Annotated in this window: 33 protein-coding genes and 1 pseudogene; 14 read left to right on the top strand and 20 right to left on the bottom strand. The window is 50.9% G+C overall.

Annotation, left to right across the window (positions count from 1 at the left end; all coding sequences use genetic code 11):
* The first annotated feature begins 10 nt into the window (after positions 1 to 10).
* Together IPI86_RS01160 and IPI86_RS01155 are read left to right on the top strand one after the other, a co-directional pair.
* Positions 11 to 325: a WD40 repeat domain-containing protein gene (locus tag IPI86_RS01160; protein ID WP_345296140.1), complete on the top strand. Its 315-nt coding sequence runs from the start codon at positions 11 to 13 to the stop codon at positions 323 to 325.
* Between the two features lie 10 nt (positions 326 to 335).
* On the top strand, positions 336 to 542 hold the full coding sequence (locus IPI86_RS01155; RefSeq protein ID WP_345296139.1) for a hypothetical protein: 207 nt from the start codon (positions 336 to 338) through the stop codon (positions 540 to 542).
* A 25-nt stretch (positions 543 to 567) separates the two neighbouring features.
* On the opposite strand, the gene IPI86_RS01150 is transcribed toward IPI86_RS01155, so the two are convergent.
* From IPI86_RS01150 to sufC, 8 genes and pseudogenes are all read right to left on the bottom strand, one after another.
* Positions 568 to 915 carry a non-heme iron oxygenase ferredoxin subunit gene (locus IPI86_RS01150; RefSeq protein WP_345296138.1) on the bottom strand — a complete coding sequence of 116 codons (348 nt, stop codon included), beginning with the start codon at positions 913 to 915 and terminating at the stop codon, positions 568 to 570.
* A 9-nt stretch (positions 916 to 924) separates the two neighbouring features.
* Positions 925 to 1,284: a hypothetical protein gene (locus tag IPI86_RS01145; protein WP_345296137.1), complete on the bottom strand. Its 360-nt coding sequence runs from the start codon at positions 1,282 to 1,284 to the stop codon at positions 925 to 927.
* A 67-nt stretch (positions 1,285 to 1,351) separates the two neighbouring features.
* Positions 1,352 to 1,747 (bottom strand): Fe-S cluster assembly sulfur transfer protein SufU, encoded by a 396-nt coding sequence (sufU, locus tag IPI86_RS01140; protein ID WP_345296136.1) that lies wholly within the window; start codon positions 1,745 to 1,747, stop codon positions 1,352 to 1,354.
* A gap of 5 nt (positions 1,748 to 1,752) precedes the next feature.
* Positions 1,753 to 2,979, bottom strand: coding sequence for a cysteine desulfurase (locus IPI86_RS01135; RefSeq protein WP_345296135.1), 1,227 nt, complete (start codon positions 2,977 to 2,979; stop codon positions 1,753 to 1,755).
* Positions 2,980 to 2,995: 16 nt separating this feature from the next.
* Positions 2,996 to 3,604 (bottom strand): hypothetical protein, encoded by a 609-nt coding sequence (locus IPI86_RS01130; RefSeq protein ID WP_345296134.1) that lies wholly within the window; start codon positions 3,602 to 3,604, stop codon positions 2,996 to 2,998.
* A gap of 143 nt (positions 3,605 to 3,747) precedes the next feature.
* Positions 3,748 to 5,085 (bottom strand): Fe-S cluster assembly protein SufD, encoded by a 1,338-nt coding sequence (gene sufD / locus IPI86_RS01125; protein ID WP_345296133.1) that lies wholly within the window; start codon positions 5,083 to 5,085, stop codon positions 3,748 to 3,750.
* Between the two features lies 1 nt (position 5,086).
* Positions 5,087 to 6,511, bottom strand: coding sequence for a Fe-S cluster assembly protein SufB (gene sufB / locus IPI86_RS01120; RefSeq protein WP_345296132.1), 1,425 nt, complete (start codon positions 6,509 to 6,511; stop codon positions 5,087 to 5,089).
* A 31-nt stretch (positions 6,512 to 6,542) separates the two neighbouring features.
* Positions 6,543 to 7,314 (bottom strand): annotated as a pseudogene (gene sufC, locus IPI86_RS01115) (Fe-S cluster assembly ATPase SufC).
* 403 nt (positions 7,315 to 7,717) lie between these two features.
* Here sufC and IPI86_RS01110 point away from each other — a divergent pair.
* Positions 7,718 to 8,347 carry a winged helix-turn-helix transcriptional regulator gene (locus tag IPI86_RS01110; protein WP_345296131.1) on the top strand — a complete coding sequence of 210 codons (630 nt, stop codon included), beginning with the start codon at positions 7,718 to 7,720 and terminating at the stop codon, positions 8,345 to 8,347.
* Positions 8,348 to 8,356: 9 nt separating this feature from the next.
* Entirely contained in the window at positions 8,357 to 8,701 is a 345-nt protein-coding gene (locus IPI86_RS01105; RefSeq protein ID WP_345296130.1) for an iron-sulfur cluster assembly protein, read from the top strand.
* Positions 8,702 to 8,812: 111 nt separating this feature from the next.
* On the opposite strand, the gene IPI86_RS01100 is transcribed toward IPI86_RS01105, so the two are convergent.
* The gene (locus tag IPI86_RS01100) at positions 8,813 to 9,424 is read right to left on the bottom strand and encodes a helix-turn-helix domain-containing protein (RefSeq protein WP_345296129.1); all 612 of its coding nucleotides are present in this window, start codon (positions 9,422 to 9,424) and stop codon (positions 8,813 to 8,815) included.
* 197 nt (positions 9,425 to 9,621) lie between these two features.
* Here IPI86_RS01100 and IPI86_RS01095 point away from each other — a divergent pair, with 197 nt between their 5' ends.
* The 6 genes from IPI86_RS01095 (at position 9,622) to IPI86_RS01070 (ending at position 16,136) form a co-directional block, all read left to right on the top strand.
* A complete protein-coding gene (locus tag IPI86_RS01095) occupies positions 9,622 to 9,951 on the top strand; it encodes a metalloregulator ArsR/SmtB family transcription factor (protein WP_345296128.1) in 330 nt (109 codons plus the stop codon).
* An 11-nt stretch (positions 9,952 to 9,962) separates the two neighbouring features.
* Positions 9,963 to 10,925, top strand: a complete 963-nt coding sequence (locus IPI86_RS01090; RefSeq protein ID WP_345296127.1) for a multiheme c-type cytochrome — start codon at positions 9,963 to 9,965, stop codon at positions 10,923 to 10,925.
* Positions 10,891 to 11,400 (top strand): hypothetical protein, encoded by a 510-nt coding sequence (locus IPI86_RS01085; RefSeq protein WP_345296126.1) that lies wholly within the window; start codon positions 10,891 to 10,893, stop codon positions 11,398 to 11,400. The genes IPI86_RS01090 and IPI86_RS01085 overlap by 35 nt, the downstream gene beginning before the upstream one ends.
* 54 nt (positions 11,401 to 11,454) lie before the next feature.
* Complete coding sequence (locus IPI86_RS01080) at positions 11,455 to 14,142, top strand: cytochrome b/b6 domain-containing protein (protein WP_345296125.1); 2,688 nt, start codon at positions 11,455 to 11,457, stop codon at positions 14,140 to 14,142.
* Between the two features lie 83 nt (positions 14,143 to 14,225).
* Positions 14,226 to 14,771 carry a YeeE/YedE thiosulfate transporter family protein gene (locus IPI86_RS01075; RefSeq protein ID WP_345296124.1) on the top strand — a complete coding sequence of 182 codons (546 nt, stop codon included), beginning with the start codon at positions 14,226 to 14,228 and terminating at the stop codon, positions 14,769 to 14,771.
* Between the two features lie 63 nt (positions 14,772 to 14,834).
* Positions 14,835 to 16,136 (top strand): YeeE/YedE thiosulfate transporter family protein, encoded by a 1,302-nt coding sequence (locus tag IPI86_RS01070; protein WP_345296123.1) that lies wholly within the window; start codon positions 14,835 to 14,837, stop codon positions 16,134 to 16,136.
* 79 nt (positions 16,137 to 16,215) lie between these two features.
* Here IPI86_RS01070 and IPI86_RS01065 read toward each other — a convergent pair whose 3' ends face one another.
* From IPI86_RS01065 to IPI86_RS01050, 4 genes are all read right to left on the bottom strand, one after another.
* Positions 16,216 to 17,709, bottom strand: a complete 1,494-nt coding sequence (locus IPI86_RS01065; RefSeq protein ID WP_345296164.1) for an aminotransferase class V-fold PLP-dependent enzyme — start codon at positions 17,707 to 17,709, stop codon at positions 16,216 to 16,218.
* 22 nt (positions 17,710 to 17,731) lie between these two features.
* The gene (locus IPI86_RS01060; RefSeq protein WP_345296122.1) at positions 17,732 to 19,315 is read right to left on the bottom strand and encodes an FGGY-family carbohydrate kinase; all 1,584 of its coding nucleotides are present in this window, start codon (positions 19,313 to 19,315) and stop codon (positions 17,732 to 17,734) included.
* A gap of 80 nt (positions 19,316 to 19,395) precedes the next feature.
* Positions 19,396 to 19,638, bottom strand: coding sequence for a hypothetical protein (locus IPI86_RS01055; protein WP_345296121.1), 243 nt, complete (start codon positions 19,636 to 19,638; stop codon positions 19,396 to 19,398).
* Positions 19,639 to 19,772: 134 nt separating this feature from the next.
* On the bottom strand, positions 19,773 to 20,249 hold the full coding sequence (locus IPI86_RS01050; RefSeq protein ID WP_345296163.1) for a peptidylprolyl isomerase: 477 nt from the start codon (positions 20,247 to 20,249) through the stop codon (positions 19,773 to 19,775).
* Positions 20,250 to 20,548: 299 nt separating this feature from the next.
* Here IPI86_RS01050 and IPI86_RS01045 point away from each other — a divergent pair, with 299 nt between their 5' ends.
* From IPI86_RS01045 to IPI86_RS01030, 4 genes are read left to right on the top strand one after another with little or no spacing between them, the layout of a single operon-like run.
* A complete protein-coding gene (locus IPI86_RS01045) occupies positions 20,549 to 20,905 on the top strand; it encodes a YwiC-like family protein (RefSeq protein WP_345296162.1) in 357 nt (118 codons plus the stop codon).
* Positions 20,902 to 21,366 (top strand): hypothetical protein, encoded by a 465-nt coding sequence (locus IPI86_RS01040; protein ID WP_345296120.1) that lies wholly within the window; start codon positions 20,902 to 20,904, stop codon positions 21,364 to 21,366. Before IPI86_RS01045 ends, IPI86_RS01040 begins: the two co-directional genes overlap by 4 nt.
* 26 nt (positions 21,367 to 21,392) lie before the next feature.
* Complete coding sequence (locus tag IPI86_RS01035) at positions 21,393 to 21,731, top strand: DsrE family protein (protein ID WP_345296119.1); 339 nt, start codon at positions 21,393 to 21,395, stop codon at positions 21,729 to 21,731.
* A 17-nt stretch (positions 21,732 to 21,748) separates the two neighbouring features.
* Complete coding sequence (locus tag IPI86_RS01030) at positions 21,749 to 22,900, top strand: acyl-CoA dehydrogenase family protein (protein ID WP_345296118.1); 1,152 nt, start codon at positions 21,749 to 21,751, stop codon at positions 22,898 to 22,900.
* A 100-nt stretch (positions 22,901 to 23,000) separates the two neighbouring features.
* On the opposite strand, the gene IPI86_RS01025 is transcribed toward IPI86_RS01030, so the two are convergent.
* The 7 genes from IPI86_RS01025 to IPI86_RS00995 form a co-directional block, all read right to left on the bottom strand.
* Positions 23,001 to 23,549 carry a class I SAM-dependent methyltransferase gene (locus tag IPI86_RS01025; protein WP_345296117.1) on the bottom strand — a complete coding sequence of 183 codons (549 nt, stop codon included), beginning with the start codon at positions 23,547 to 23,549 and terminating at the stop codon, positions 23,001 to 23,003.
* Entirely contained in the window at positions 23,549 to 24,118 is a 570-nt protein-coding gene (locus IPI86_RS01020; RefSeq protein WP_345296116.1) for a ComEA family DNA-binding protein, read from the bottom strand. The genes IPI86_RS01025 and IPI86_RS01020 overlap by 1 nt, the downstream gene beginning before the upstream one ends.
* Positions 24,119 to 24,128: 10 nt before the next feature.
* A complete protein-coding gene (locus tag IPI86_RS01015; protein WP_345296115.1) occupies positions 24,129 to 24,674 on the bottom strand; it encodes a GNAT family N-acetyltransferase in 546 nt (181 codons plus the stop codon).
* Between the two features lie 42 nt (positions 24,675 to 24,716).
* Positions 24,717 to 25,193: a hypothetical protein gene (locus IPI86_RS01010; protein WP_345296114.1), complete on the bottom strand. Its 477-nt coding sequence runs from the start codon at positions 25,191 to 25,193 to the stop codon at positions 24,717 to 24,719.
* Positions 25,174 to 25,689, bottom strand: a complete 516-nt coding sequence (locus IPI86_RS01005) for an SET domain-containing protein-lysine N-methyltransferase (protein ID WP_345296113.1) — start codon at positions 25,687 to 25,689, stop codon at positions 25,174 to 25,176. Before IPI86_RS01005 ends, IPI86_RS01010 begins: the two co-directional genes overlap by 20 nt.
* Positions 25,686 to 26,099: a hypothetical protein gene (locus tag IPI86_RS01000; RefSeq protein WP_345296112.1), complete on the bottom strand. Its 414-nt coding sequence runs from the start codon at positions 26,097 to 26,099 to the stop codon at positions 25,686 to 25,688. The genes IPI86_RS01005 and IPI86_RS01000 overlap by 4 nt, the downstream gene beginning before the upstream one ends.
* A gap of 74 nt (positions 26,100 to 26,173) precedes the next feature.
* The coding region (locus tag IPI86_RS00995; RefSeq protein ID WP_345296111.1) for an ABC transporter permease subunit at positions 26,174 to 26,452 on the bottom strand (279 nt) is incomplete at its 5' end.

The following is a 26,452-nucleotide window of genomic DNA, read 5'->3' as shown; positions in this document are numbered from 1 at the left end:
ACAGTAATGTATGAAAACACCGCCAGCTTGGGACATACACAATCCATCTGCAGGACCCATTGTTCTGAAGGGACATGAGGAGCGCATCACAACTCTTGCATTCAGCCCGGATGGAAACTGGCTGGCAACGGGAAGCAGGGACAATACCGCCCACTTGTGGAATCTGCAGATCGATTATTTATTGAAAAAAGCCTGCAGCGTGGTAGGGCGCAACTTCACCCGTGTGGAATGGGGGGATTACTTTCCAAATCAAGATTACCGAAAAACCTGCGAGCAATGGTCGCTACAGACAGAAACAACGGCATCACCAACGCCAACACCTTGATGAGATAACCATGACTAACTCAGCCGACGAACTCAAAAAGCAAAATATCTCCGCGGGTAGTGACATCAGCGGAAACATTCATATCAGGAATATTTATCAACCCCCCGAAGATGATATTCCCCTCTCCAGCGACGAGATCGAAAATGGGCTAACTCGCATCGCTCAACACCTCCCACCACATCATAACAACGAAAAAAAAAGGGACGCTCTCATCTGAGAACGTCCCTTTTACGATTTCAGTCTTATTCTTTCGGCATGCCGATAAAAATCACCCCATCCCTTACCTGCACGGGATACGCAGGGATATCCACCACGGCAGGCATGGACATGACCTTGCCTGTCCGTATGTCGAATTCAGCGCCGTGGCGCGGGCAGACGATGTTGTGATCTTCGAGTACCCCATCCCCCAGCGGACCATCATCATGGGTGCAGACGTCGCCGATTGCAAAGAGTTGGCCTGCAATATTGAAAATGACGATCGGTTTGTCACCCAGGTCAACGAATAGGCGTTCGCCGTTGGGAAGTTCCGATACGGGCGCGATCTCAAGATATTCAACTTTGGATTCATCAAGGGCGGTGTAATTGAACATAAATTCCTTTTATTGCGTGATCTGAAAAAGAATGTCCGCGTTATAACAGATGGGAGGGCAGTCTTCCCCATTGGGTTGGAATTCCTCGTATGTCGGCGTAAAGTCTTTGGTGTAGGTTTGCCCATCTATAACGACTTCAATGGTAACCGACTCTGGCGGATCAACATCGGTTGGCAAGGCAATGAACACCCCATTCTCACTGCATGACTTCTCAAACGAGGCCTCAGGATTTGCATCACAGACTTGTGTGATCATCTCACCAGAAGGCAAAATCAAATTCACTTGATACTCCGCCCCACTCGGCAGGTCTGCAATGTCAATGGACAATCCGCCGCTGCACCCGACCAGCGTACACATTTTTTGAGGCAAAACAGAATCGCAGGATGTCAGTAAAAATGCACATGCAAAAAGACTTGAAATCACCCAGATGAATCTTTTACTCCACCAGGGAGTCGCTTGCTTCGCCGAGACCATACACACCTGCCTTCAACACCTTCAAAGAGAGCAAGGCGCACTTCAAACGCACAGGACCCAGGTCAATACCGAGCATTTCGAGGATGGAATCCTTGTTGAGCTTCTTCACCTCTTCGAGCGGTTTGCCGATAATGGACTCCATCAACAAGTCGGCGGAGGCCTGAGAAATCGCGCATCCGTGACCGTCGAAACGGGCATCGGTCACGAGGCCGTCTGTGCCTACACGCAAATCGATTTGGATGTGGTCGCCGCACAGGGGATTATTGTCAGCAAACGAGATATCATGCGGATCGAGTTTTCCTCGATATGAGGGGTTTTTGTAATGCTCAATGATTACTTCGCGATAGAGATCGTCCATCTGTTTTACCCAAACATTTCTTTCACTTTATAGATCCCATTCACCAGCAAGTCCACTTCTTCTTTTGTGCTATACAAATAGAATGAAGCGCGGCTGGTGGCGGGGATGCCGAATTTTTCATGCAAAGGTTGGGCACAATGATGGCCCGCGCGGACGGCAATGCCATCCTGATCGAGGATCTGCGCCACATCATGCGGATGTACGCCTTCGAGAGTGAATGCGGCCACGCCGCCTTTTTTATCGGCAGACGGGCCGAACAATTTCACGCCGGGGATCTCTTCGAGTCTTTCAAGCGCGTATTCGGTGATCTCATGTTCATGGGCGGCGATGGCATCCATGCCAATCTTTGAAAGGTAATCCACTGCCGCGCCAAAACCGATGGCTTCTGCAATGGCGGGAGTCCCAGCTTCAAATTTATGCGGCAGGGTGTTTGGGCGGAATGAACGCAATTTTACTTCCTTGATCATATCCCCCCCGCCTAAAAACGGAGGCATGGATTCAAGCAAGGCAGTCTTTCCATATAACGCGCCGATACCCGTTGGTCCGCACATCTTGTGCGCGGAGAAAGCGAGGAAGTCCGCGTCCAGCGCCTGCACATCCACGGTCAAATGCGGGACGGATTGCGCAGCATCCACCAGCGTGATCGCGCCTGCTTCATGTGCCAGACGAATGATCTCAGCGGCAGGGTTGATCGTTCCCAAAACGTTGGACATGTGTGTAAACGAGACCAGTTTCGGGCGGCGGTCAAGAAGCGTTTTGTACATCCCAAGATCAAGCACACCATCTTCCGTCACGGGGATGAAGTCCATTTCAATGCCTCGTTCCGCTTGCAGCATGTGCCACGGCACGAGGTTGCTATGATGTTCCATCTCAGTCAGGATGACCAGGTCACCCTGCTTTAAATTGGCACGCGCCCAACTATATGCCACAAGGTTGATCGACTCGGTGGTGTTGCGCGTGTAAATAACCTGACGTGCAGATGCGGCATTGATGAATTTCGCGATCTTTTCACGCGCACCTTCATACATGGTTGTTGCTTCTTCAGCCAGCGCATGCACACCGCGATGAATATTGGCATTCGAACGGCGGTAATAATCGTTCATTGCCTCGATCACAACCAGCGGTTTCTGCGAAGTGGCCGTTGAGTCCAAATATGTCAAACCGACCCCTGCGCGTATTTCACGCTCAAGGATCGGAAAGTCTTTTCTTATCTGAGATACATTGAGTGTCATCGTAGAATCGTTCGGCTTAATATTCTGGAATGAAATCCTTCACCGGCGGCTTCTTGCCCGGCACAGGGCGCATGTGTTCCGAATTCAACGGGAACCACAGGATGCGATCGGGAACCATCCAGCCGTCGGTAAGATACACATTCGAGCGGAATTGCACCGCCACCATCTTGTTGTCCACCTGAACCACGATGCCCTTCACCCATCCGCGGATGCGTTCGCGATTCTTCTCATGGTCGCAAAATACTTCGACACCACCACCCACTTCATAATCGTGCTCAAGACCGGGCGCCTTCATGAAGGCAAATTGATTCACCCTGCTTGGGCGCGGGGTTGGACGGCGGCGTTCCACCATTTGTGTCACAACACGTTTCACTACCGGGGTTACTGCTTTCGCGACCGGCGCGTGAACTGCCGTTGAATGTACGGTTTCCTTTTTCGTTGCTGGCTGGGCTGCAACAGCGGTCGTCTTGGAAGCCGTTACCAACTTCTTATTCGTTTCCGCCTTTTCTTTGAATCCTTTTTGTTTTGCCGTCGATTTCGATTTGACTGCCACCCGTGACTTCGATCCTGCTTTTGCCTTTACACTCGGCTTCACCATACGCTTGCTTTTTGATTTCACTGCCATGACTCACATCCTGTTCTTTGATTGAAGAGACGCCCTCCGCCTCTCGCTTAGCTGACAACTGGTTCAGCAAAATCGGCATTTACTGCGCCGACAAATTTACCTGAAAACCTGACAGGCCCTGTAGACCTGTCAGGCTCAAATTACTACGCCGACAACTTATCCTGAATGGCTTGCTGGAATCTTTCGCGCACACCTTCAAATGGAATACGCTGCATGATCGGGTCGAAGAATCCCTCAACCACCAACCTTTCAGCTTCATGTTGTGGAATACCACGTGACTTCAAATAGAAGAGCGGCTCCTGTTCAAGTTTACCCACCGTCGCGCCATGCGTACAGCGGACATCGTCTGCAAGAATTTCCAAGCCTGGGATCGAATCCGCGCGCGCCTTGTCATCAAGGACGAGATTACGATTGGCTTGATATCCATCGGTCTTCTGTGCACCGGGGGCTACGTAGATCATGCCCTGCCACACAGAGCGGCTTCGTCCCTTCAAAGCGCCTTTGAAAAGCAGGTCGCTGGTGGTGTGCGGAGCGAGATGATTCTGCTGGGTGTCGTGATCAAGGTGCTGGGTTCCGTCTGTAAAATAGAAACCAGACATACGACCCACCGAGCCTTCACCAGCAAGATCAAGATCGGAGAAGTTCTTGGTCAAGCGGGAACCGACCGCGCCGAAGATCCAGTCGAGGTTGCCGCCGCGTTCCACACGAGCGCGCTCGTGAGAGAAATTCCAAACATGACGTCCCCAGGACTGCAATTCGACAAAACGCAGGTTGGCATCTTTGCCAACATAAATTTCAACAACGCCTGCGTGCATGGCGTGACCCACTTCATCAGGTGAAGCCGCTTCGTGGACGTAGGTCACAGAAGCGCCGTCTTCCACATAGACAACCAAATGGGAGAAATGCGCTAAATCAGAACCTGGCCCCCAGAGCACGGAATGCAACGGATAATCCACTTGCACATTTTTTGGAACATAAAGCAACACACCGTTTTGAGCTAAAGCAGAAGCAAGAGCGGCAAATTTGCCATCGTCAGGCTTCACGATCTGACCAATCAACCTAGCGAGCAGGTCAGCGTGATCCTTTTCAGCGGTACGAAAGTCGGTAAAGACCACACCCTTCTTCGAAAGTTCCGCATCCAATTGGATCTGAGAACCGCCGGGAAGCAGGGTAATCTGTCCGCCATGCTGATCGCCCGTCAATGACTGGAGCAAATATTCGGGAACGGCTGGCAAATCTTCAAACGCACCATCTTTGGGCAATTTGAAATCGGCGGCGGGTAATAATCGCAGGTCTGTGCGGCGCCAGGCTTCGTCAGTGTTGACGGGAAGGGAATGCCTGTTGAAGGAATCCCAAGCCGAGGCACGAAAAGAAGCGAGACCATTGCTTGACGCAGGAATATCCGCCTGAGTGAAGGTAAATTCCTTTGCGGCAGATTCACGTCGAGTTCGATTTACAGTAACTTTTGGTTTCTCTTGCATGTTAGCCAATCGATCCTTCCATCTGAAGTTGGATCAAGCGGTTCATTTCAACTGCGTATTCCATGGGTAGTTCCTTGACAAGCGGTTCGATGAAACCAGAGACCACCATGGTGGTGGCTTCCTCTTCACTAAGGCCGCGGGACATTAGATAGAAAAGCTGCTCCTCACCTACTTTGCTGACGGAGGCTTCGTGACCAATGGTCACATCATCTTCGTCAATCTCGATGGTGGGGTAGGTATCCGAACGGGATTTGGGGTCGAGCAAAAGCGCATCACAAACCACATTGGATTTGACGCCTTTCGAACCTTTGTACACCTTGACCATGCCGCGATAAGAAGCGCGGCCGCCGCCCTTGCTGATGGACTTGGAAACGATCTTGCTGGTGGTGTTCGGTGCGAAATGCATCATCTTCGAGCCAGCATCCTGAGTTTGGCCGGGGCCTGCGAATGCCATCGAAAGCATTTCGCCGTGCGCACCCGATTCCATCAAGTAGCAGGACGGATATTTCATGGTGAGTTTCGAACCGAGGTTTGCATCGACCCACTCGTGAGAAGCATTCGCAAATACTTTGGCGCGCTGGGTGACGAGGTTGAAGACATTCGTCGACCAGTTTTGAATGGTGGAATAACGGGAACGCGCGCCTTTTTTGACGATGATCTCGATGACGCCGCTATGGAAAGAGTTGGTGGTGTACTGCGGAGCGGTACAACCTTCCACATAATGCACGGATGCGCCTTCATCCACGATGATGAGGGTGCGCTCGAATTGTCCAACATTGGCGGTGTTCAATCGGAAATAAGCCTGCAAGGGCAAATCAACAGTTACGCCCTTGGGAACATAAACAAATGATCCACCGGACCAAACGGCTGAGTTCAGTGCCGCAAATTTGTTATCTTCGATCGGGATGACTGTGCCGAAGTATTCTTTGAATAGGTCGGGGTATTGTTTGAGACCATCTTCGATGGAAAGGAAGACGACTCCCTGCTTTTCGAGGTGCTCCAAAATGGAGTGATAGACCATTTCAGATTCGTACTGTGCGCCCACACCTGCCAAAAACTTCTGTTCAGCTTCGGGGATGCCCAATTTGTTGAATGTGTTCTTGATATCGTCAGGAACATTATCCCAATTCTTTTCGCTCTTCTCGGTCGGCTTGACATAGTAAAAAATATTGTCGAAGTCGATCTCGTCGAGAGTGGGTCCCCAGTTCGGCATGGGACGGTTAATGTAATGCTCGTATGCCTTGAGGCGGAAATCGAGCATCCATTGCGGCTCACCCTTCATGCGCGAAATATTTTCGACAACTTCACGGCTCAATCCGCGCTCGGATTTGAACACGTAGTTATCATCGCGATCATGAAAACCATACTTGTAATCGCCGATCTCTTCAAGGATCTTGTTATCGTCAGTTTTAATTTCTTCAGCCATTTGAATCTCCAGATATTTCTAACCGCTAAGGTTATGCAGGCTCTTCATATTTCTCGCGCACCCAATCGTAGCCCTGCTCTTCAAGGTGTAACGCGAGGTCGGCACCGCCAGATTCAACGATGCGGCCATCCAGCATAATGTGGACGAAGTTCGGTTTGATGTAATTCAACAGGCGCTGATAATGTGTAATAACCAGCACGCCAAGATCGGGTCCAGAAAGAGCGTTGACGCCTTCAGAAACGATGCGCAGCGCATCGATATCCAGCCCTGAATCGGTTTCATCCAGGATGGCAATCTCAGGCTTGAGGGTGGCCATCTGCAGAATCTCGGCGCGTTTCTTTTCGCCACCGGAGAAACCATCATTGAGATAGCGGCCCGCAAAATTGTGATCCATCTTGAGGGTATCCATTTTTTCCTTGAGCATCTTACGGAACTCAGGAATGGGCATTCCCTTATCTTCGGGGATTTTCCGCGCGACGGCGGGAATTGATTGCCGTTCGGAGGAAATTCGCAACGGTCACGCCTGGAATGGCGACCCGGGTACTGGAACGCGAGGAAAATGCCGCACGAGAGCGTTCATCGGGCTCAAGTTCGAGGACATTCTTCCCCTTGAAGATGATCTCGCCTTTTGTTACGGTGTAATTGGGGTGCCCCATCAAAGTGTAAGCCAGCGTGGATTTGCCTGTACCGTTCGGACCCATAATTGCGTGGATTTCGCCCTGATTGATCGTTAGTGAAAGCCCCTTTAGAATTTCCTTATCTTCAATACTCACATGAAGATTCTTGATTTCGAGTTGCGACATTCGTTAGCTCCTGAAAATAAGCCATTTCTGGCGTTTTTATATTAGTTAGAGGCATTATAGCAGGGTCGGGTAGAATTGTCAAATATTTATGATATTTTTCTAGTATATTCAGTTTGAGAGGGGAATCATGCCTTAAAAACCCAATTTGCCCCATTGCCAGGGGAATCACCTGCACTTGAGGCATAGACTGCCGTTTTCCTAAGTTGCCGCAAAAACCCCATCCCCCAAGCAATGGACGGTAGCTATAGCGGATACAAAAACATCAACTTGCTTCTATTCAGCTATCAGTTGAAGAAACTAGACATCGCACTCAAAGCAAAACCTTTCGATTTCCCTTAATCTATATTTATGATATTTATCTAGTATATTGACATCCTACCACCTCTTGGTTATACTCCCGTATATGAAATCCACGCGAGACAAGATTTTACAATCTTTACTAAAAAAGCCACGTTCGACTATCAATGACCTGGCAGAAGCAGTCGGCATTAACCCGATTTCTGTACGTCATCACCTCACCAACCTGCAAATGGAAGGTCTGGTCGAAGGTCAGGAAGAGCGCCACGGAGTTGGCCGCCCGCGCCTGGTTTATGTGCTGACAGATGAAGGCATGGAGAGATTCCCTACCCGTTATATGCTTCTGACTACACGACTACTTTCCCAGATGAAAGAGACCATGCCCGGGCCTGTGGTCGCAAAATTGTTCAACCAGATCGCCGAAGACCTTGCCAGTCAATATGCAAGCGATATGAAAAACCTGAGTATGGAAGAACGCCTTGACTTCGTCAAAGATATGCTGGCGCAGGAAGGCTTTACCGTGGAATGGGAAAAGAAAGACGGTAATTACGAGATTCACGAAATTTCCTGCCCTTATTACCAAATCGGTATCGCACACCCTGAGGTGTGTACTGTCGACCAAACCCTAATTTCAAAAATGCTTGCGCTTCCCGCCAACAAAGTCCAGTGTATTTTGGATGGCGGCGCACACTGTACCTATGTTGTCCAGCCTGTTGCGGAAGTGAAAAGCAAATAGAGAGGAACTATGAGCGAAGAAATCAAAGAGATCCAGTGGACCATCCACAAAACACACCCCGAAATGGTGAAGAATGCACGGGAAAGACTCTCCGAAGTCATTGACCCCGAAATCGGCATGAACATCATCCAATTGGGATTGGTTCGTGATATCGAGATCGAAAACAACATCGGCCACGTGAAGATGATCCTTACCACTCCCTTTTGCCCATACGGCCCCGCCATGATCGAGATGACCAAAGCCAAGGCCACTGAAGGTCTCAACATGCCAGTCAATATCGAAATGGGCATGGACATGTGGGATTTCTCGATGATGGAAGATCCCTCCGCGCTTGATTGGGGAATGTACGCTTAAGTAAAAAGTTGATAATTGAATGTCAAAAAAAGACGCCTCCAAAATGGATGGCGTCTTTTTTTTTTATCCTTCACACTTGCCCAGTACTGTCTGAGAATTCATCTTTCCGCCCTACTCCCTTTTTTTCCAGTGCATGGCATGAGGCTGCTCACCCTCCGCAAAACCTGAGATCACGATCAGCGCATTCGTGACCGTGTTACTTGGATTCTTCCATTTGTGCTGGAGCTTGGATGCGAATAAAAGGCTGTCCCCCCGCACCCAGGTGAAAAACCTCTTTCTCCACCGTGTAATCCAAATGTCCGCGAAGACAAAAATAAATTCATGCCCACTATGAACAATACTGTGAGGCCCGCTTGACGCACCGCTTTCAAGGGTCAACATGAAAGGTTCCACACGCCCAACAAACTTTTCACCGCCCAACGCTTCGAACAAACCCCGCGTAAAGGACATGCGAGAGCGCTCATCCTGCTTCAAAAAGACAACCTGCTTCTTTTCGGTCTCCGCGCCAAAGAACGCAGTAATCGAAACGCCCAATGCATCTGCCAGTTTATACAAGGTACTGACCGATGGCGATGTTTTGCCTCGCTCGATCATACTCAGCGCATTAGCAGACAATCCGCTCTTAGTGGCCAGAGTCCGCATGGAAATACCGCGCGCCTCACGAAGCTCACGCAAACTTGAGGCAACATCTACTGAATTTGCTTCCCGTTGAAACACATCCATTTTTTGACTCCTTGCAAAAACAAAGTGGGCGTCATACTACAAATTGTAATCCTACCGAACTTGCCCGAATTATACACCAACATAATTATATGTGACATTAAACGATACTTAATATGACACACACCACTATTGTACAATCCATCACAATATTATGATGGCATTGAAATATTCGTTTATTCGCATATAGGCAGGTTCTCATGGTCACACCCACTTTACAACAAGAAATCACCCAACTCGAAGCAAATTTTTGCGCGGCACTTTCAGACCCAAATCGTCTGCTGATTCTTTATGCTCTAAACGATGGCCCGCGCAACGTAACGGAACTGGCAACTGAACTCGGGTTGAATCAACCCACTACGTCGCGCCATCTCAAGGTTCTGCGTGAACGAGGTCTTGTGTACACCGTCCGCGCGGGCACAGTCATCACCTATCATCTATCCGATCCAAGACTTATTCAGGCGCTCGATCTGTTACGAAATGTAATGCGCGAGCGACTCGCTTACCAAGCGAACCTGATCAATAACTAAGGAGAATGTGAATGAAGAAACGCTTCCCTCTCTGGACCATTGGACTGGTCGGCATCTTTTTGCTGATCCTCGTCCCAGTCCTTTATTTCCTACCCCGTGCCCAATCGAAGAACGACCCTGCGGCATACATTCCTGAAAAACCCATTCACGTGGATCATAAGGATATTGTCAAAGGTGAATTCAAAACGGGACAGGACGTCACCCGAGCCTGCCTCGAATGCCATGAAGATGCTGCAACTCAACTGATGAAAACAACCCACTGGACATGGGAATCAAAAGCTTTCGATGTTCCCTGGCGCGATGAAGATGTGACCATTGGCAAAGCCAATCAGATCAACAACTTCTGTATCGGCTCACAAGGCAATGAGAACAAGTGCATGTCCTGCCACGCTGGCTACGGTTGGGAACAGGGACGTGAAGCGCAGCAAGACAATCCTGAAAACGTGGACTGCCTCGCCTGCCACGCAGATACCGGCGCTTACGGCAAAGGCACATTTGGCAACCCTGCTGAAGGCGTTGACCTTCTTGCCGCAGCCCAAAGCGTCCGTGCTGTAACCCGCGAGAACTGCGGCAAATGCCACTTCGACGGCGGAGGCGGCAACGGCGTAAAGCACGGCGACCTCGATGAGAGCCTCTATTTCCCCGGCGAAAACAACGATGTGCACATGGGCGGCGAAGCCAATATGCAATGCACAGATTGTCACTGGACAAAAGATCATCAGATCCTTGGCCGCATGATCGCCGACAACTACACCATTGACCCACAGGAACAAGTCTCGTGCGAAGAATGCCACGTGGACCAAAAGCACGAAGATGAACGTATCAACACCCATCTTTCCGCGGTAGCCTGTCAGACCTGTCACATCCCTGCGCTTGCGCTCGAAGACCCAACAAAAATTTTCTGGGATTGGTCACAAGCTGGGCAGGAAGGCCGCACCGATGACCACTTCACCTATCTCAAGATTAAAGGGTGAATTCGTCTACGACAAGAATTTTGCACCCACCTACCTCTGGTTCAACGGCAACAATGAATATCGCTACATCCTCGGCGACCCGCTGGGCAAAGATGGCATCACGTACATCAACAAACCCGCAGGCAGCATCGGCGATCAAAAATCAAAGATATTCCCCTTCAAATTACATATCGCCAAGCAGCCTTACGATGTACAAAACAATTATCTGCTCCAGCCCATCACATCCGGCAAAGACGGTTTCTGGACAACCTTCGATTGGAACAGCGCCTTCGAACTCGCCGAACCCATCACAGGTCTCGCCTACAGCGGTCAATACGATTTCACCACAACCTACATGTACTGGCCAACTACGCACATGGTCCAACCTGCTGAGCAGGCTTTGCAGTGTGACGCCTGTCACGGCGAAAACAGCCGCCTCAACTGGGAAGAACTTGGTTACCCCGGCGACCCGATCGAATGGGGTGGAAGAAAGTAAATTAGGAATTATGAAGTGCCTAATCCCTAGTTCCTAATTCACAAGGACGACATTATGAACAAATACAAACTCCTCACAATCACAGGACTTCTCATCCTTGTCCTCGCCATCGGAATCGGAACGGTTCTTGCTTCGCCCGAGCCTGCTCCTGCCCAACAGGGTTCGATCCTGCACCCAAACTTTATCCTGCTCGATTCGAACGGCGTGAATGTGCTCGAAAGCAATGGCGCAGTCTCCACCACACAAACCTGCGGACAATGCCACGACACCGCCTTTATCGAAAGCCATGCATTTCATGCCGACCTTGGCCTGTCTGATTATCAGGAAAGCAAAGACCTGAATTCCAGCAACGGTACTTTTGGCAAATGGGACCCACTCACCTATCGCTATCTTTCGCAGAACGGCGACGAACGCCTCGACCTCTCCACCGCCGAATGGCTCAAACTTTACGGTGAACGCATCGTCGGCGGCGGACCTGCCACCACATCCCGCGATGGTGTTTCCCTCACGAATGTAAAAGCCAGTGAAGGCAATCCTGAAACAGCCTTTCTGAACGAAAACGGCAACGTCAGCACCTGGAATTGGAACGAATCAGGCACAATGGAAATGAACTGCTTCCTGTGCCACCTCGAATCACCCAACACCACTGCCCGCGCCGAAGCGATTCATGCAGGTAATTTCAGCAGCGCAAACACTGCCACCCTGCTTGATCTGAACATCGTCAGCAAATCTGGCGAAGGCTGGGCATGGAATACGGAAGCCTTCAACGTAAATGGCGAACTCAAGAGCGAGCTGCTCGCCATTCAAGACCCCACAAACGCAAACTGTGCGGCATGTCACGGCGAAGTGCATCCCAACTCAGGCGATCCACTCACCGTCAGCCAATGTGACTTGAACTATCCGCAAACCGCTACTACGGGTCAGGTTGTCAGCGGACAGCGCATCAATCAATCCGGCGTGAATCTAACCAACAAGAACGAACTCGATCGCTCGTGGGACATTCATGCCGAACGCCAATTGCAATGTACCGATTGTCACTATGCACTGAATAATCCCTCGCACGCCAGTGAATTGCAAGGCACCAATCCTGAACACCTCGTTTACGATCCGCGTTCACTGGAAATAAATGAATATTTGCAGCGCCCAGACCATAACTTTGCCCGCGGCGAAAGCGCACAATTCAATGTTGCGCCCGAATACAAAGGCACCATGCGCCGATGTGAAAACTGCCATGACGCAAGCAAGGGGCATTCCGACTGGCTCCCCTACATTGACACACACATGGAAGCAGTCGCCTGCGAAACCTGTCACATCCCGCAGATGTACGCGCCCGCCATCCAATCCTATGACTGGACCGTGGTCACAACCGACGGCAATGCAGTGGAAACCTGCCGAGGCGTGGAAGGCACACCCAACGAAATAACTTCATTGGTCACCGGCTACGAACCTATCCTGCTCAATCGCACAAATATTGACGGCAACACCCTGCTCGCCCCATATAACCTGATTACATCCTTCTATTGGGTGTACGATGACGCAAACGGCAACAAACGCCCCGTGCGCCTGATCGATCTCGAATCGGCATATCTTGAAAACGGAAACTACGCTGGTGATATTGTCGCAGCATTTGATTCAAACAGCGACGGCAAACTCAGCAACGCAGAACTTACCATCGACTCTCCTGCCAAGGAAGAAGCGGTCAAAACCAAACTACTCGCGCTGGGACTGAATAATCCGCACATCGAAGGCATGGTACAGCCGTACAGCATCAATCACAACGTCACACGCGGCGAAGATGCGGTCAATGATTGCCAATCCTGCCACGATGCAGACTCGCGCGTTGCGCAATCCATCAAACTTGCCGACAATGCCCCGGCCATACCTGTTTTCGATACGAGCAATAATGTCAACGGCACAGGCGCAATCGTCAAGGGCGAAGACGGCGCGTTGTACTACCAGCCGAATCCCGCCAACGATGACATGTATGTCTTCGGTTCGAGCCGCGTCAGCTGGATCGACTGGTTCGGAGCGATCGCATTCGCGGGTTCGCTTTTAGGTGTGCTTGGCCACGGAACGCTGAGATTCTTCTCGTCGAAGAAACAGGCTCACGGTCCAGTAAGAACCGAGCGGATCTACATGTATGAACCGTATCGCCGCTTCTGGCATTGGCTGCAAACCGCATCCATCATCATCCTGTTATTCACAGGCTTGATCATTCACAGACCAGATATCTTCGGTGCGTTCTCGTTCCGCGGCGTGGTGACCGTCCACAATGTTCTGGCTGTCATTCTGGTGATCAATGCGGCGCTTTCGTTCTTCTATCATATTGCCACTGAACGCATTCAGGAATTCATTCCGCGCCCATATGGCTTTTTCGACGATGCGATGGTGCAGGCGAAGTTTTACATCGCTGGCATCTTCAAAGGCGAAGGTCACCCGTTCGAAAAGCGACCTGATAGCCGCATGAACCCGATCCAAAAGATGACCTACTTCATGATCCTGAATGTGCTCCTGCCATTGCAGATCATTACAGGCGTGATGATGTGGGCTGTACAAAAATGGCCCGAGATCGCTGGTGGGCTTCCCTTCCTGGCCCCGTTCCACTCGCTCGTCGCATGGATGTTCGGCACATTCATCCTTGTCCATGTGTATATGACCACCACTGGCGCAACTCCGCTCGAAGCAATGCGCGCAATGGTGACTGGCTACGAGGAAGTGGAAGTGCATGAGAAAAAAGGGTGAAGGATAAATGATGAAGGATGAATCAGTCATCCTTCATCTTCAATCCTTTGTACCTTTGTGTTTAGAAAAAAAGGAGTAAACAAATGACTACTCAAACAAGAAAAACAATTTTCAACCGACCCGAAAAACCTTATGTGCATCCGTATATCGGCGGGATCGTGCTTGGAGTTGTGCTATTCCTCGCCTTCTTCCTGACAGGCAACGGGCTCGGGTCTTCGGGTGCGACCAGCCGCATCGATGCATTGATCGTGGATAGCATCTCCCCATCGCACGTGGACAACAATCCATATTTATTGAAAATGGCTGGCGGCGACAAAAATCCGCTGGATGATTGGATCGTGCCTGTATTCTTTGGTGCATTGTTCGGCGGTTTTTCCTCGGGCTTCTTCAATGGCCGCCTTAAGTTCATGACCACCAAGGGACCGAACATTTCCAACCGCACACGCTGGCTGATGTCCTTCCTCGGCGGTGTGATCTTCCTGTATGGCGCACGCATGGCCCGCGGATGTACCTCGGGGCAGGCACTCTCCGGCGGCGCGACCCTCTCCGCAGGTTCGTGGGTTGTGATGTTCGCCATCTTCGGCGGCGCGTATGGACTGGCATATTTTGTCAGAAAGCTTTGGAATTAATTACTAATCACTAATTACCAGAACCGTAACGTAATTGGTAAATGGTAATTTCAGGAGACACACATGAACTTTCCTCTCCCCTCTCTCGTGGCAGTCAGCGCAGCCAATCCGTGGACATATGTCCTCTTTGCGGTGATCGGTTTTGCGTTTGGCTATACCCTTGAAATGTCAGGCTTTGGCGACTCGCGCAAACTCGCGGCGCAGTTTTACTTCACTGAATTGACCGTGCTCAAGGTCATGTTCACCGCCATCGTCGTGGCGATGGTTCTGCTCTTTGGCGCGGTCGGCCTGGGCCTTCTCGATTTCAGCCAGGTATGGGTCAACCCAACCTACCTCGCCTCTGGCATCGTCGGCGGGCTGATCATGGGCGTCGGATTCATTGTCGGCGGCTTTTGCCCCACCACTTCACTCGCCTCTGCATCCACAGGCAAGATCGACGGCATGATGTTCATGCTCGGCGGATTTGTCGGTGCGTTCCTCTTCGGCGAAACCGAACAATACTTCACCCAATGGTACAACAACGCGGGTTACTTTGGCCGTGTCACACTGGATCAGGTCTTTGGCATTCCGCTCGGTGCGGTCGTTGTGCTGGTTGTTTTCATGGCACTCTTCATGTTCTGGGGTGCAGAACAACTCGAACGCATCTTCGGCAAAAAAGACCTGAGCAAAGAACCCAAACTTCGTCCCGTTGGCGCAATGCTTCTTGCGGCAGCAGCCTTCGCTGTATTCTTCATCGGCAGCCCGTCTCTCGAAGATAAATACAACAAACTCACCTTCACGCGCACCGAAACCATCGAACAGTTGAATGCCGACCCGATCACGGAAACAAAAACCTACACCGCCGATGAAATGCTTTCGAATCGTCTTGTCTTCATTACACCAGCCGAAGCCTTCAAGGCAAAATACAACCAATCCATGAATCCCGTTTATCTCGATGTGCGTTCCGAAACCGATTACAACCTGTATCACATCGAAGACGCGGTCAACGTCCCTGCTGAACGCATGACTGAGGTCATTCCCGTCCTACTCACCGAACCACCCGCGAACACCGTCTACATTTTGATGAGCAACGACGAAGCCGCCGCCGTGCAAGCCTGGAAAACCCTCGTCGCATCGAGTGTACCGAATGTGTACATCCTCGAAGGCGGAGTGAATAACTGGATCGCATTCTTTGGCAACGACGACAAGGCGCTTCAACCCGACCCGAATGCTGGTGACGACCAATTGGGCTTTGTCTTCCCCGCAGCATTGGGCAGCCGTTACGAATCATGTTCCCCCAATCCCATCGAATACGAATCGCTCGAATTCGAAGCCAAGATCAAGTTACAGTTGAAACGTGACAAATCTGGCGGCGGATGCGGATAGAAGCCGTTTTCAATAAAAAGTAATCAGTAAAGAAATCGCGCGAATAATCTCGCGCGATTTCTTTCTTCCTTCCGCTACCCTACACCTTGAATATCAAATCCAAATACTTCTTCAACAAGTCACTGACCATGCCCCGCATGGGAATTGTCGCTGCCATGCCGTAGACAGGAGCCATCGAGCCTTTTTCTTCAGGGTGTCCTTTAACGTACTCAACCGCCTCGCGCAGGTCAGTCAGGAATCTTTCCGCCACACCGGGCTGAGTATGTCGCAATGTGACGCACAAATGCACGCAGGTCGGCTTATGCAAACCGTTCAAACTCCATTTTTTATGAGACATGTGATCCAACACCTTATACACGTTGATCGATTCTGAGGCAAAAGCCACCACAAAGAGTGGATCACCCAAAACATGTAACTCGGGAATCTCCCGAATGCCTTGCTTGATCTTTTCGGCTGTCTCAAGAATTCTCTTCGTTGCGGTAAGGTAGCCTTCTTCGCCCATGGCTGTCAGCGCCGCCCAGCAGGAGGCACTCAATGCACCGGGACGGCTCCCAGCAAAGGTCGGGGAAAAATACAACCCACCTGGCCACTCGGTGGTGGTGTAATACTGAAAATGCCGCAATTCCTGATTGCGATAGAGAATGACCGAGGTCCCTTTTGCGGCGTAACCGTATTTATGCGTATCCACCGAAATGGACGTCACACCCGCCAGACGAAAATCAAAGGCTGGTACGTTGTATCCCAATTTCTCTGCCCAAGGCAAAACGAAACCACCAAGGCAGGCATCGGTGTGGAAGCCGATGTTGTGCTGACGCGCCAGCTCAGACATTTCGGCGATCGGGTCAATGGCGCCATGCGGGAAAGAAGGTGCCGATCCTACGATGACGATCGTATTCCTTGAGATGGCCTTTTTCACGGCCTTCAAGTCCGCGCGGAAGTTTTCATCCACTGGCACATGAATGGTCTTGATGTTGAAATACTGACTGGCTTTGTCGAAGGCTGCGTGCGCCGTTACAGGAACGATCATCTCAGGCTTGGTGATGCCTTTCGTTTCGCGTGCCCAATCACGATAGGTTTTCATCGCCAGCATGATGCTTTCTGTACCGCCTGAAGAAAGGGTACCGCACACATCCGTGCCCGCCCCGCTGAGCATGTTCGCGGTCATCGCAACGATCTCCGCCTCGAATTTGGTGGCACTCGGCCACACATCCGCGTGGAGCGGATTGCTCTGCGAGTTGAGCGCATACACCTGATTTAGAAAATCAATATGCTCCTGATCGCCATGATAGACCGCGCCTGAAATAAACCCGTCCTTCCAGTGGGATTCCTCCAGCGCGCGCATCGCTTCCATTTCGCCCAGAATCTCGGCATGGCTTCGTCCTTTTGCGGGGATCTGGGTAAACGTGGTGAATTTATTTTTGTAAGGCTTTACCGAAGTTTCCAACTCGGTCATGATCTCGGCGTATTCACCTTCGATCTTTTTCGCGACGCTGGGAATATTCTTCATGCGTTTTTCCAAAAACGCCAGCACCCGCGGATTCAATTTCCCCGCCTGCTTCATCAACGTGTCCATCCAACTCATGTTTTTCTCCAGATTAATGCATTCGATTCAAACGGGCATAGATCTTGCGATTGCTTTCGTAGATCGCAAGAAATCCCTGAAACAATTCGTCATAAATTTTACGATTGTCAGGGTTAGGCGTGTATGTATTCGCAATTTTCACATGCGTGCCGATCTCGTCGTATTTCAAATACCCCATCCCAGCGGAAGCAAGCAAGGCCGCCCCACGCACATTCGCCTCGATCGGGTCCTTCACCTGACGAATGGGACGATTCAACACATCGGCGTGGATCTGACACCAGATATTCGATTTTGCGCCACCACCGACCATATTGATGGATTCGACAGGCCGTTTGTTAAATTGCTCCACATATTTCAATAACCAACGAGCATTGTACGCCACACCTTCAAAAACGGCCCGCACCATGTCGGCGCGGGTGGTGCTGAGCGACTGATTGTAGAATCCGCCACGCACGAGATGATCTTCCACAGGAGTCCGCTCGCCATACAGCCAGGGAGTGAAGATCAATTTTCCGCTGCCTGCGGATGTCCGCTCGGCCATTTGGTCGAGCAGTTGATAGACATTGGCAGGCTTCTCGCCCACAGACAATTCATCCTGCGGGAACAGGATATTGTTGCGCAAATACTGCAAACATCCGCCTGCCGATTCCTGTTCGTTGGTGAGCAAATACCGCCCAGGGATTCCCGATGGCAACGCAGCGAGGTTATGAAAAATATCAGTCTTCTTGAATGGGACGTGACAAACCATCCAGCCCGATGTCCCCACGTATAAATGCGGCTCAAAATCACGCACTGCGCCAGAACCGACAGCCGCCGAATGCAGATCAGGCGAACCCATGAAGACTTTTACGTCAGCACGCAAGCCCCATGCGCTGGCAATCTCACGGCGCAGAGTGCCCAATTGCGCATTCGCAGGTTTCAGGTCTGGGAGTTTCGCGCGGTCGATTCCTGCAAGCTGGATCAAGCCATCGTGATACTTCACGTTCTGGATGTCGCGATTGTCCGTCATCCAATGCAATGTGATCGAGTTGAACGACGCGGCGAATTCCCCCGTGAGCAGCAGGCCGATGTAATCCATCGGCTCGAGGAATTTGTAGGTGCGTTGATAAATATCGGGGCGGACATCTTTGAGATACAAAATGTGCGCGATGGGGTCTTTGCCCGAGTTGCCTGGCGCACCGCCCGTTAAGCGAATCCAATTGAGGATTTTCGAAAGCCCATATCCTTCGATCTTTGGAAAACCATCCGCGATCTTTTTGATATAAGGCGCGCCGCGCGCATCCATCCAGATGACGGCATTTTCAATGGCATTGCCGTCTGCATCCACAGCAACCGTGCCCGACCATTGCGTGGTGTTTGCGATGGCGACGATGTCATCATTTGAAACCAATTTCTTCGCAAGCAGACGTTTACATGCAGTGTCGATCGCATTCCACCACACAGCAGGTGATTGCTCTGCGCCGCCGTTCGGCAAAAGAATAACTGGCGTTTCTTGAAATTCACTTCCGATCAATTCACCTTGCGTGGAAAACAATGCGACCTTGGGGCCTGACGTGCCCAGATCGATTGCGAGAATGAATTTGCTTGTGGATGCCATGGAGCCTCGAATGTGGGAGTTGTGAATGCCTCAAAACACGGCGATGATACACCAACATCAACGAAAAAACCATGCACTTGTTAGTCGTCATCGTCGTCTTTTTGAATGCCATATGCCCGCGCCACCGCCGCTTCAACCTCGGCCTTAGTATGGGTTTCGCAGGCCACAAGTGCGCGTTGAGGGTGTTTTACCAGCCTACCCCCCTCACTCATCACTTTGGCATCCACAAATTTTCCCTGTGCATCAGTGACGACATAAAGCTGATACAGTTTTCCGCACACAATACAACCATGCGATTCGCCTTTGGTATGTGTTTCTGTCATAACGACTTCCTTTCTTCTTTCAAAAATTGAACAGGCCAGAGAATACTCCAGCCTGTTCAAACACATCACTTGCGCCAAAACAATTAATCGCGCTGAGCAGGATTGCTGGATTTAGGTCTGCATTCCAACCAATTCTATTGTGTAATGACTACGCTTTCGATGGCGTCGCCTTCAAAGCTGGGGTTTTGCTGCGGATCGCGGCGCGTGAGGGCATTGACCACGTCCATGCCCTGCACCACTTCGCCGAAGATTGTATGTTTTCCGTTCAGGAATTCAGTCGGCCCATAGGTGATGAAGAATTGACTGCCATTGGTATTCGGCCCGGAGTTGGCCATGGCCAGCAAACCAGGTCGGTCGAAAACTAGGTCAGCGCTGAATTCATCTTCAAATGCATAACCAGGATCACCCATGCCTGTCCCCGTCGGGTCGCCGCCCTGCGCCATGAAGCCATCCAGCACGCGGTGGAAAGTGACACCGTTATAAAATCCCTTACAGGCGAGGAACACAAAACTGTTCACGGTAATGGGAGCTTGATCGGAATACAACTGCACAACGAACTCACCGCCGTTTTCCATTTTGAAGGTCGCGAAATAAGGTTTCGACTCATCAATGCTCAACGGCGGCGCAGAGGGATACTGGTCCGCGGCCGTGATGGAATCGAACACTTCACAGGCTGGCGTACCACCAACCTCAACATTAGATTTCGGTTTCGGAAGGTACGGCCAAGCAATAAATCCAAGCACGATCAATGCCAAAGCCACCACCACATATTGAATAGTCCTGTCAGATTGTTGGGCCTGGGCCTTTTTTACAATTTTCTTTTTTGCCATTCCAAATCTCTCCTCAAATGAATTTGGCCTTATTATAACAACCTTGCGCACAGGCGGATTCTCTTGTATGCTTGCCAACTATGAAGGAATACCTCAAAAAGCAAATTGCCCTCCCGCAAGACCATGGCTCATGGGTATTCATCTTCAGTCCATTATTGATCGGTATCTTTGCGGGGAAACATTTCACCTACGCCACATTCAACCTCATTATTGCGGCGATGTCTGCGTTTATGATTCGCCAACCGATGACAGTCATCGTCAAAACGATCTCTGGCCGCCGCCCAAAAACGGATCTTCCCGCCGCCCGTTTCTGGTTGCTCATCTATGGCAGTATCGCCGCCCTGGCCTTGCTCGGACTCATTCTCGAAGGGTTTACCTATATCTTATATCTCGCCATCCCCGGTGACCTGTCTTTGCGTGGCATTTGTGGTTGGTGAGCAAACGCTCCGAGCGCAGACAGTCGGGCGTGGAAATTATCGCCACAGGCGTTCTTGCTCTCGTAGCTCCCGCCGCCCTCTGGGTGGGACTCGGTCACTATGACCCCGCAGGCTGGTGGCTTTGGGTTTGGGCATGGCTTCAATCTGCCGCAAGCATTGTCTACGCATATCTCAGGCTTGAACAACGGGACCAGGCCGAAGGTCAGGAAAGAAGCGCGTTATGGAAGATGGGCAGGCGCGCCTTCCTGTACACATCCTTCAATTTGCTGGTGTCGTTGTTGCTTGGATGGGCAGGCATCATCCCGCAGTTGATCTTCACCGCATTTCTTGTGCAATGGCTTGAAACGCTTTGGGGCATTACCCACCCCGCCACAGGCTGGAAACCAGTGCGCATCGGGGTGCGTCAACTCATCGTCAGCATTTTATGGACAGTCCTGTTCATTGCCTTCAACAAGCCCTAAATCATCATAAGAATGGAAATGAAACCATGAAAGACACCGTCATCCTTGTCACAAATAATGGCATGGGCAATGCAGAGCCTGCCCTTCAACACAAACTGGCTGCTAAATATTTTGAAATAATTGCGCAAAACACAAGCTTGCCAGTTGCAATCTGCTTTTACGCTGAAGGGGTAAAACTGATTGTCACAGGTTCACCTGTGCTGAAACAATTAAAAGCATTGGAAGAAAAAGGCGTACGTCTGATCATCTGTTCCACTTGCCTTGATTTTTACAACATCAGCGATCAGGTACAGTTGGGCATCGTCGGTGGCATGCCTGATATCATCGAGGCACAAATTAAAGCCGCAAAAGTCATTACGATTTAAACTCAACAGGAGAAAAAATGGATTTTGATCTAAACGAAGAACAGAAAGCATGGAAAAAAGCCGTCCACGATTTTGTGGGAAAGGTTGTTAAACCGAAGTCCCGTGAAGTGGATGAAAATGAGGAATTCAACTGGGAAGCGGTTCGCAAGGGAGGTCCGCTTGGGTTGATGGGCATGAGCATCCCCGAGGCCTACGGCGGTTCAGGTGTGGATATGATCTCCTCATCCATCGCCATGGAAGAATTGGGCTGGGGCTGTGGTTCCACCGCGCTGGCATTCACCGCCCACAACGGACTCGGCACAGCTCCCATCGCCCTGTACGGAAGTGAAGAACTGAAAAAGAAATGGCTGCCACTGGTAGCCGAAGGAAAGAATAAACTCGGCGCACTCGCGCTGACCGAACCCGGGGCAGGCTCTGATATTCAAGGCGGCGTGATCACCAAAGCTGAAAAACAAGGCGATGAATGGGTCATCAACGGCGCGAAGATGTGGTGTACGAACGCCAGCATCGCCGAATACATCATCACCCTCGTGCGCACCGACCCGAAAGGCGGCTCAAAATCGTTGAGCATGATTCTCGTGCCGACCGATTCCAAAGGCCTGACCATCGGCCCGCCCGAAAAGAAAATGGGCTTGCGCGGCTCACCAGCCTGCGGAATCAGCTACGATAATGTCCACGTGCCGCTTGGAAACCTCGTCGGCGCGGAAGGGCGCGGATTGCAGCAGACTCTTGCCACACTCGACGCAGGCCGCATCAGCATCGGTGCGATCTCGGTTGGGTTAGCACAAGCCGCCCTCGAAGCCGCCGTGGACTATGCCCGTGAGCGCAAAGCATTCGGTCAGAGCATTTCAGAATTCCAAGCCATTCAATTCAAGTTATCGAACATGGCCACCGAGATCGAATTGGCGCGCACTCTGCTCCACAAAGCCGCGTGGACGAAAGATCAAGGCCGCCCCTACAACAAGGAAGCCGCGATGGCCAAGCTCTACGCCACCGAAATGGCAGAACGTGTTTGCTACGAAGCGATCCAAATCCACGGCGGGAACGGTTACAGCCGCGAATACAACGTGGAAAGAATGTATCGCGACGCCCGCCTGATGACCATCGGCGAAGGCACAAGCGAGATCCAACGATTGGTGATCGCCCGTCACGTGCTGGCGAGTGAATAACAAAACAGCAAAATACATCGCATCCGCTTTTAAAATACGCTGATTTATGCTGAGGCCTCAGCATAAATCAGCGTATTTAATTATTTTTTGGAATCAAACTTTACTTTTGAACGATCACCCAGGCAGTTCCATCCTCTGCCCTGATTCTCTTTTTCCCCGTATCGAACAACTTTTCAATTTTATCTGGCGCGAGGAAGTGACTTCGCATCAGCAATAGTTTTTCTGCAAGTGCGATCAACTTCACGCCGAAGGTACGGATATCTGGCTCTTCGATGACCAGCACGCCGCCCGTTTTCAACACGCGGAACATCTCGCGCGCACTTTCGGCATGGTTGATGACATGATGTAATGCATCCACCATGATGACGCGCTCGAAGGATTCATCGGCGAAGGGCAATGATTCAGAACCACCGCACACAGGCTTCAGCGGAGTATGAAGCGTTTCTTTCAACATCCCCATTGAAACGTCGGCAATGACCACTTCATTCACAAGATCGCGAATAACAGAGGAGACGCGGCCCGTACCGCCGCCTACATCAAGCAAACGTCCGCTGACAGGCAGCGAAGCAACTTCGCGCATGATGTCACGCTTCGAATACGAGACTCGCGCGTAGATCGGAGCAATCGCTGCAAAATGATCGAAAGGCATTAGACAGTGATGAGGTCTTTGAGACCTTCAAAAGTGGTGGGGCCAATCCCCGAAACGTTCAGGATATCTTCGATTTTCGCAAATGGTCCATTGGCAAGGCGGTAATCGATGATCTTTTGTGCCGTGGTCAAACCAATGCCTGGCAGGGAATCCAATTCTTCGAGAGAGGCAGTGTTAATATTGATTCTCTCCCCCGCATTTGGATCGGGCGTTGCGGTTTCAGAACCTGGCAGCTCAACAGTTTCGATCGGCTCGACTCCGTCTTTGTATGGAATATCCAATTGCTGACCATCCACAACGAGCGCGGCCAGGTTGAGGCCATCCAGATTGGCTTCAGCGAGCGGGCCGCCAGCAGCGTCAAGCGCATCCTGAACGCGTGCGCCTTCCAAAAGCTCGTATACATCCGGGCGCGGCACGGCCCCGACCACGTGCACTTTAATGGGCGCGGAAGTGGGCGCCGCCCGCAAAACGATCGGCTCCCCCGCGGGTTTGCGGGAAACGAACAACATCACGCCCCCCAGCAAAAATCCCACAAACACACCAAGTAATACATACAAAACGTTTTTCATAGGGACGATTTTACTCCAACTTCATCACCAGCAAGTTCTCTTCCGTCTTACGAAAAGCAACGGCAAGATCAAAAAGTTTCCTGATCCGTTTGAAATATTTGGGCATCTGATCCCCTTCAATGGCGCGGAATCCGAATTTCTCATACATTGGGCCATTGTGCGCAATACACATCAAATAAACAGGCCGCGGTGTCTGGCTCAACAACGCCTCGATCACCGCACGCGCCAGCCCTTGACCGCGATATTCGGGCTGCACTGCAATTGAAGCCAGTTCGCGGATGTCTACCCCGTGCGGCTTGATCTGCCCGCAGGCAATGACCTGCCCACTATCATTGACCGCCACGACGAAACGCTTCCAATCCAGACCCGTAGGGTTGATCCCGACCAAATTGATCAGGTCCTTAATTTGGAGTTGATTCTGATTCGAAGGCAGGACGGATCGATTCAGGCGGCATAATTCTACAAGGCTCCAGCAGCAACAAGAATAACGAACGTGGCAATAAACCAGTGTATCAGAAACGGCCAGACGAACGACCGTGTACGCCAGGCCACCCATCCAAAAGCAAACCCGCCGAAGATCGTGGAAAGCGTTTCGACTTCAGGCTTGCCCACATGTGCCAACGCAAACGGGACCGCATGAATCCACAACGCATCGTGGCCGAACCTGCGCGCATATGAAAACAGAATCCAGCCGCGAAAGAAAAACTCCCAACCGATCAGATCGAGAAAAAGTCGTCCACGGCAGGCCGGGCAGGTAGTCTGCATAATACGCACGCATCACAGCATTTCCGCGTCCCAAATAATAGATGACGGGAGCCATGAAAAGAATACCCAGCGCGGTGTACGTCAGACCCAATTTCCAATCACCAAAGGAAAACCCATACTCCTTCGGATTCTCACGATAAAAAACAAGGATGACCAAAAGCGGAATAACAAGATACAGAATGACACGATCCCAGTGTTTATAAAGTGTGATCGTACGATAATGGTCCACCATCAGCAGCAAAGTGGAAGCAATGGTCACAGCCGCCACTTTCCAGTCAAAATTCAATTTTTCACCGAGTAAATATTTCATTTCCTGATTTGCTCAATGCGCTTCGCAAGATAAGGAGAAATATCCCGCATACCTCACCCACAATTCTGGCAGTTTCCAATCGTTGCCAGTCACTTTTTTTACGGCAAATGGGCGAACCGCAGTAGCATTCAAATTCATCATACGGCCCGCCATCAGACATGGCGTAATCGAAGCATAACTCTTCCCCATTGAGAATATCGCGTATCGCCACCAACCCGATCTGCCCAGAGAAGCCCAAATTTGGGTCGCAGGAATGGTTGAAGCAATCATTCGGTTCGGGGTTTTCAGCCGTCAAAATATACAGGTCTTCGTCGATCTGCAAACGCGCTGTGTGAAGCGCGGCATGGCGGGATCCAGTTTCGAGCGGTGGACGATATGTCCGCCCCACAAGGAGATCAACTCCACCTTTCGAAATAAAGTCGGTGGCAAAAACGCCGCATCCGCCCTCGGGATGTTCGCGCGCCTTGCACTTTCGATTGAGAAAAGAAAACGTCATTTCAACTCCACAGGAATTTTTATGGCATGGAAAAGATCAAAGAAAAACAGGAACGTGCCTTGCAAAACGATCCCCCAGCCTGTGCCCCGCCAGAACACATTTGTATAATTTAGGAGGACCCAAGCCCCACCGAGGATATACAACACATCGAGACCAAAGTTGATCCACAACACTTTGCGGATGAAAAGCGCTTCACGCATCGGGTCGGCTGTGGATTTGCGCCGAGCGGCAGTTCTTGCGCCGACAATGGCAAGGCCGTCGATAAGCCCCACAAAGGCTTGAATGTCAAAGCCACGTCCAAACTCATTTGCGGCGAACCAGATATAAAGTCCAGAAAGAATCGAGAGAATACTCCAGATGAGCATGCGGTTGGTTAAGTCCGATCCAAACTTCCAGATGGGATTCCGCATGAGATGAATTATACAAAGAAAACGAGCGACAAGGAGTTTCCTCGCCGCTCGCATCCGAGTCGATCACAAATTACTTATTGCTTCCTCGGTGTCGGAAGAGCCAGCCAGATCCTTTGCGCAAGCAGGATCGGAAGCGCGGTGATGATCACCACCAGCATGGCGGTGACATTGGTGATGGGACGGCTGCGCGGCTTGAACATTTGACCAAGGATCCAGATCGGCAGCGTTTCCTGCTGGCCCGCAGTGAATGTGGTGACGATGACTTCATCGAAGGAAAGTGAGAAGGCAAGAATGGCACCCGCCAGTAAAGCCGTGCCGATATTCGGGAGAACGATGTGCCAGAAGGTCTGGAA

Source organism: Candidatus Villigracilis affinis, from assembly GCF_016705895.1.
In the GTDB taxonomy this organism is placed as follows: Bacteria; Chloroflexota; Anaerolineae; order Anaerolineales; family Villigracilaceae; genus Villigracilis; species Villigracilis affinis.
The sequence above is the reverse complement of the archived record's forward strand: the minus strand, read 5'-3'. Positions and strand labels throughout refer to the sequence as shown.

Excerpts from the sequence above, each read along its gene's own strand:
- IPI86_RS01160 (WP_345296140.1), top strand. The coding sequence starts at position 11 with ATGAAAACACCGCCAGCTTGGGACATACACAATCCATCTGCAGGACCC.
- IPI86_RS01155 (WP_345296139.1), top strand. The coding sequence starts at position 336 with ATGACTAACTCAGCCGACGAACTCAAAAAGCAAAATATCTCCGCGGGT.
- IPI86_RS01150 (WP_345296138.1), bottom strand. The coding sequence starts at position 915 with ATGTTCAATTACACCGCCCTTGATGAATCCAAAGTTGAATATCTTGAG.
- sufU (WP_345296136.1), bottom strand. The coding sequence starts at position 1,747 with ATGGACGATCTCTATCGCGAAGTAATCATTGAGCATTACAAAAACCCC.
- IPI86_RS01135 (WP_345296135.1), bottom strand. The coding sequence starts at position 2,979 with ATGACACTCAATGTATCTCAGATAAGAAAAGACTTTCCGATCCTTGAG.
- IPI86_RS01130 (WP_345296134.1), bottom strand. The coding sequence starts at position 3,604 with ATGGCAGTGAAATCAAAAAGCAAGCGTATGGTGAAGCCGAGTGTAAAG.
- sufD (WP_345296133.1), bottom strand. The coding sequence starts at position 5,085 with ATGCAAGAGAAACCAAAAGTTACTGTAAATCGAACTCGACGTGAATCT.
- sufB (WP_345296132.1), bottom strand. The coding sequence starts at position 6,511 with ATGGCTGAAGAAATTAAAACTGACGATAACAAGATCCTTGAAGAGATC.
- IPI86_RS01110 (WP_345296131.1), top strand. The coding sequence starts at position 7,718 with ATGAAATCCACGCGAGACAAGATTTTACAATCTTTACTAAAAAAGCCA.
- IPI86_RS01105 (WP_345296130.1), top strand. The coding sequence starts at position 8,357 with ATGAGCGAAGAAATCAAAGAGATCCAGTGGACCATCCACAAAACACAC.
- IPI86_RS01100 (WP_345296129.1), bottom strand. The coding sequence starts at position 9,424 with ATGGATGTGTTTCAACGGGAAGCAAATTCAGTAGATGTTGCCTCAAGT.
- IPI86_RS01095 (WP_345296128.1), top strand. The coding sequence starts at position 9,622 with ATGGTCACACCCACTTTACAACAAGAAATCACCCAACTCGAAGCAAAT.
- IPI86_RS01090 (WP_345296127.1), top strand. The coding sequence starts at position 9,963 with ATGAAGAAACGCTTCCCTCTCTGGACCATTGGACTGGTCGGCATCTTT.
- IPI86_RS01085 (WP_345296126.1), top strand. The coding sequence starts at position 10,891 with ATGACCACTTCACCTATCTCAAGATTAAAGGGTGAATTCGTCTACGAC.
- IPI86_RS01080 (WP_345296125.1), top strand. The coding sequence starts at position 11,455 with ATGAACAAATACAAACTCCTCACAATCACAGGACTTCTCATCCTTGTC.
- IPI86_RS01075 (WP_345296124.1), top strand. The coding sequence starts at position 14,226 with ATGACTACTCAAACAAGAAAAACAATTTTCAACCGACCCGAAAAACCT.
- IPI86_RS01070 (WP_345296123.1), top strand. The coding sequence starts at position 14,835 with ATGAACTTTCCTCTCCCCTCTCTCGTGGCAGTCAGCGCAGCCAATCCG.
- IPI86_RS01065 (WP_345296164.1), bottom strand. The coding sequence starts at position 17,709 with ATGGACACGTTGATGAAGCAGGCGGGGAAATTGAATCCGCGGGTGCTG.
- IPI86_RS01060 (WP_345296122.1), bottom strand. The coding sequence starts at position 19,315 with ATGGCATCCACAAGCAAATTCATTCTCGCAATCGATCTGGGCACGTCA.
- IPI86_RS01055 (WP_345296121.1), bottom strand. The coding sequence starts at position 19,638 with ATGACAGAAACACATACCAAAGGCGAATCGCATGGTTGTATTGTGTGC.
- IPI86_RS01045 (WP_345296162.1), top strand. The coding sequence starts at position 20,549 with ATGAAGGAATACCTCAAAAAGCAAATTGCCCTCCCGCAAGACCATGGC.
- IPI86_RS01035 (WP_345296119.1), top strand. The coding sequence starts at position 21,393 with ATGAAAGACACCGTCATCCTTGTCACAAATAATGGCATGGGCAATGCA.
- IPI86_RS01030 (WP_345296118.1), top strand. The coding sequence starts at position 21,749 with ATGGATTTTGATCTAAACGAAGAACAGAAAGCATGGAAAAAAGCCGTC.
- IPI86_RS01025 (WP_345296117.1), bottom strand. The coding sequence starts at position 23,549 with ATGCCTTTCGATCATTTTGCAGCGATTGCTCCGATCTACGCGCGAGTC.
- IPI86_RS01020 (WP_345296116.1), bottom strand. The coding sequence starts at position 24,118 with ATGAAAAACGTTTTGTATGTATTACTTGGTGTGTTTGTGGGATTTTTG.
- IPI86_RS01015 (WP_345296115.1), bottom strand. The coding sequence starts at position 24,674 with ATGGGTGGCCTGGCGTACACGGTCGTTCGTCTGGCCGTTTCTGATACA.
- IPI86_RS01010 (WP_345296114.1), bottom strand. The coding sequence starts at position 25,193 with ATGAAATATTTACTCGGTGAAAAATTGAATTTTGACTGGAAAGTGGCG.
- IPI86_RS01005 (WP_345296113.1), bottom strand. The coding sequence starts at position 25,689 with ATGACGTTTTCTTTTCTCAATCGAAAGTGCAAGGCGCGCGAACATCCC.
- IPI86_RS01000 (WP_345296112.1), bottom strand. The coding sequence starts at position 26,099 with ATGCGGAATCCCATCTGGAAGTTTGGATCGGACTTAACCAACCGCATG.